This is a genomic window from Brachyspira pilosicoli (genome assembly GCF_019402445.1).
Classification (GTDB): domain Bacteria; phylum Spirochaetota; class Brachyspiria; order Brachyspirales; family Brachyspiraceae; genus Brachyspira; species Brachyspira pilosicoli_B.
The window spans coordinates 1-3,704 of the sequence record NZ_SRZM01000209.1 but is presented as its reverse complement, the minus strand read 5'-3'; the positions used below and the strand labels follow the sequence as shown (position 1 = coordinate 3,704).

Sequence of the window (3,704 nt, the reverse complement as noted above, 5' to 3'; positions counted from 1 at the left end):
GAAGTTAATAATATCACTTTAGAAGAATATAATAAAAATACTGTAAATGGAATTAGAGAAAATAATATAATACTAGGAACTAAAAAAAGTATTATATGCAAAAAAAATGTTTATATTACAGAGTTTTATTCTAATTATAAAGATGTTGATGTGAATTATTCTATATATGTAATAGAAACAAATAATTATTATCATCAATTTATGATAGCTTCTATGAGTAGTAAAAATTATTATAATAAAATAAAAAGTATATTATCTACTTTGAAAGAAATATAATTATTACTATGAAAAATAAATTAAAATATTTATTTATATTATTACTCTTATTTGTAAATAATTTATTTTCAGAACAAAAAATATTTTTATCGTCAAATTTGACAGGCGATGATTTGAGAAAAGAAATTGTTAATTGGGTTAAAGAAAGCTCAATAAATGAAGAAAATTATAAAATATTAGATAATGGTTTTATATATTTTTTTTATGTTTCAAATATAGACGATAAAAATAAGTTTCTATGTTTTGATATTACTTTTAATTTGCAATACGATAAGTTTATAGTAGACTTCTCTAACCCTAAAATATTTGATAAAGAAAAAAATGAAATAAAAGATTTAGAGTTTAGTACAATAAGCAAATTAACCAAAACAGGCATGTTCAAATCCTACAACGAAGAAATAGATAAGATAGTAGAAGAACTTGAAAATATAATAAATTAAATTTAGTATGTTGACAAAAAGAGTAATTACATTTAATATTTTGTATTATATATCATAAAATCAGGAGGATATTTTTATGACTAAAGGAATATTTTCTTTTATACTTGGAGTAAGTGCAGGTGTTGCATTAGGTTTATTATTTGCACCAAAAGCTGGTGAAGAAACTAGAGAAGATATTAAAGAAACTATGGATAATATCAAATATAAAGTAGATGATTTATATCATAGAGGAGTTATTAAAACTTCTGAGTTATATGAAAAAGGCAGAGAAAAAACTTCTGAACTATATGAAAAAGGTAAAGAAAAAACAGCAGATTTTTTAGATAAAAGAAAAAAGAAATCTGAAGAAGCTAATGCTTAATTTTTAACAGTATTTAAACAATATGAATGATATTACTTTTCAATTAAATGTTATTGCTATATCATTAGCTTTTATAGCTATAGCAATATTGATATTATCTTTGGCTATATTTTTTGTATTGCTTGCTACGCATTTTAGATTTAACAGCAGATTTGATAAGATACTAGACAATATAGAATCTATTAGTGAAAAGGTTAATAATATAGCATTATTCGTAGAATCTGAGGCTGATAGAACAAAAAAAAGTTTATCGGATGTGCATGATGCTATAGACAATGTTACTAGCAGTTTTTATGGTATTACAAGCTCTTTAAGAGATTTAACTGCCAATTTTAGTATGATGAATATCATAAACTCTATTATTGGTTTGTTTAAAAGCAAGAAAAATACTGATGATGATGAATTAAATTTTTAATTTGCGGGAAATTGATTATATTATGAAAAAAATTTTGTTAATAACCTCTATATTATTTATTTTTGTATGTTCTTTATATTCTAATGATAACTTTGCTATAAGAATAAAAGATTCTCAAGGAAATGTAAAAAAACTTATAACTAAAGATGAGTTTCTTAATGATGTAAGCAATTTAGTAACATTAAGAGGCGGTAATGAAGAAGCTCTTAATATTATTATTACTAATGAACTTCAATTATGGCAAATTGCTAATCAAATAATAGAGCAAGAAGTTTTATATATTAAAGCTGTAGAAGAAGGTTATGACAAAGATAGTGATTTGATGGCTAGAATAGAAAAAGAAAGAGATAATCAAATAGTTCAATTATATATGCAAAAAAAAGTACCTAAAGATTTTAGTGTTGTAACAGAAGCTGAAAAGAGAAGTTTTTATAATACTAATAAAAATCGCTTACCGCCAAATGTTACTTATGACCAGTTATCTCTTCAAATAGAATATGCTATTATTCAAGAGCGTATGCGTAATGAATATAATAAAATATTACAGAATGCTAAAACTAATTATACTAAATTTGAATATTCTGCTGCTAAAGACCCTTGCATTATAATAGAAGAAACAACTATACCATTGTCTAGATTTAATGAAATGTTTAATGAAAACCTAAAACAAGCAGGCGACAATATTCCTCCTGCTCTAAAAGCACAAGCAAGAGATAGCATGTTCAATGCTTTTGCCGCTATGGAAGTTATGCTTTATGATGCTAAAAAAACAGGTTTTTATAATACACCAGAGGCTAAATCTTTAGATAATCTAATAACAAGAAATGCTGTTACTGCTAACTACATAGATAAAACAATAAGAGCAAAAATACCTAAGCCTACTGAAGAAGAAATTAATCAGGCTTATAAACAATATGGAGCAATATATAAAATAGATTCTCTTCCATATCAAGAAGCTCAAAAGGCATTAGAAACTTTGGTAATAGAAGCTAAAACTCAGCAGATATATCAAGTATTAATTGCTCAATTAAGATATGGTTACAGTATAGAAAAAGACTTATCTCTATAATATAAATAATGAAAATAAGAATATTTTTTATATTAATAATATTAGTTGCAGTTAATCAATTATCTTATGCTATAAGAAATGATTTTTATTTTGATATATCTCCGCTAATAGAAAAAAATAAAATGTTTTCTGTTGGTATAGGAGGAATATATTATGAATACAACTCTTGGTTTCAGGATTATAAATTATATATAAATGACCCACTAGACCAAAATATTAGTAAAAGAAATTTATCATTTACATTTATGCCGTATTTTATGGTAAGACCTATTAATTTTGTGGAATTAGGTGTATCTACAAGTTTTACATATCAAAGGCAAGATACAAGACAAGATTTAACAGGGCTTACAAATATGACTGATTCTTTTAGTTTTGATGCCATAAATGCCACAGCTAAAGTAACATTTTTGGATTGGTATTTGTCATTAGGTGCTAAAGTTGGAATGAGCTATAATTTTTCTAAAAGTATTCTTGGTGAAAATAGAGATGCTTTTAACTTTAATGGTGCTTTTTTACTTGGAATAGTTCCTAAAGTGATACCGATTAATATATTATTTGCCTATGTATTTGACACTAGAGATAATTTACAAACAGATATATTGGAATTAGGAGAAGTAATCGGAGGATTTGAGATAATAACATCTCCTTTTATGACATTATATACAGGGGTAAGTTATGTTTTTCCGTATCAGCCTAAAAAAAGAGATTATAGTTATTTAGAGCCTTTTGTAAAGTTCAAAGCTACAATATCAGATTTTTTATATATGACTATCACATACAGAAAAATTGTACTTGGCAGCGGAAATGTGCCAAACACATCAACAGTTGATTTTTCTATAGAGTATATGTTCTATGGACCTGGTGATTGGTGGTATTTAGGAAGACCAGCGGATAAAAGAAGACAATACGACTACTAAAGTTTATAATGTTTTTAAGTTTTTATTTGTGGTGGCTTTGCCCCCACACCCCCAGTTCTTTTGCGACCGAAGGGAGTCCTTCAGGGCGACCGAAGGAAGTGCCCTTGCGGCATGGCCACAAAGAACCAAAAAGGCTGCATTGTTTAGACTAAAATACATGTATTATCTTATAGTTTATAGATATTCCAAACATACGAAGCTAAAACACTTGCACTTTCGCGAAGCG

5 protein-coding genes and 1 pseudogene are annotated in these 3,704 nt (G+C 26.5%); all 6 read left to right on the top strand.

Features of this window, described 5'->3' with window-relative positions; genetic code table 11:
• Nucleotides 1–276, top strand: a pseudogene (locus E6A48_RS07345) (hypothetical protein); the annotation flags it as partial.
• A gap of 113 nt (nt 277–389) precedes the next feature.
• Entirely contained in the window at nt 390–716 is a 327-nt protein-coding gene (locus E6A48_RS07340; RefSeq protein WP_258018570.1) for a hypothetical protein, read from the top strand.
• Nucleotides 717–792: 76 nt separating this feature from the next.
• The gene (locus tag E6A48_RS07335; protein WP_219709374.1) at nt 793–1,077 is read left to right on the top strand and encodes a YtxH domain-containing protein; all 285 of its coding nucleotides are present in this window, start codon (nt 793–795) and stop codon (nt 1,075–1,077) included.
• A 22-nt stretch (nt 1,078–1,099) separates the two neighbouring features.
• Nucleotides 1,100–1,492, top strand: a complete 393-nt coding sequence (locus E6A48_RS07330; protein ID WP_219709373.1) for a DUF948 domain-containing protein — start codon at nt 1,100–1,102, stop codon at nt 1,490–1,492.
• A gap of 22 nt (nt 1,493–1,514) precedes the next feature.
• Nucleotides 1,515–2,561, top strand: coding sequence for a peptidylprolyl isomerase (locus tag E6A48_RS07325; RefSeq protein WP_219709372.1), 1,047 nt, complete (start codon nt 1,515–1,517; stop codon nt 2,559–2,561).
• 8 nt (nt 2,562–2,569) lie between these two features.
• On the top strand, nt 2,570–3,478 hold the full coding sequence (locus tag E6A48_RS07320; RefSeq protein ID WP_219709371.1) for a hypothetical protein: 909 nt from the start codon (nt 2,570–2,572) through the stop codon (nt 3,476–3,478).
• The last annotated feature ends 226 nt before the right edge of the window (nt 3,479–3,704 follow it).

Coding starts and splice junctions, on each gene's coding strand:
- E6A48_RS07330 (WP_219709373.1), top strand. CDS start 1,100: ATGAATGATATTACTTTTCAATTAAATGTTATTGCTATATCATTAGCT.
- E6A48_RS07320 (WP_219709371.1), top strand. CDS start 2,570: ATGAAAATAAGAATATTTTTTATATTAATAATATTAGTTGCAGTTAAT.
- E6A48_RS07335 (WP_219709374.1), top strand. CDS start 793: ATGACTAAAGGAATATTTTCTTTTATACTTGGAGTAAGTGCAGGTGTT.
- E6A48_RS07325 (WP_219709372.1), top strand. CDS start 1,515: ATGAAAAAAATTTTGTTAATAACCTCTATATTATTTATTTTTGTATGT.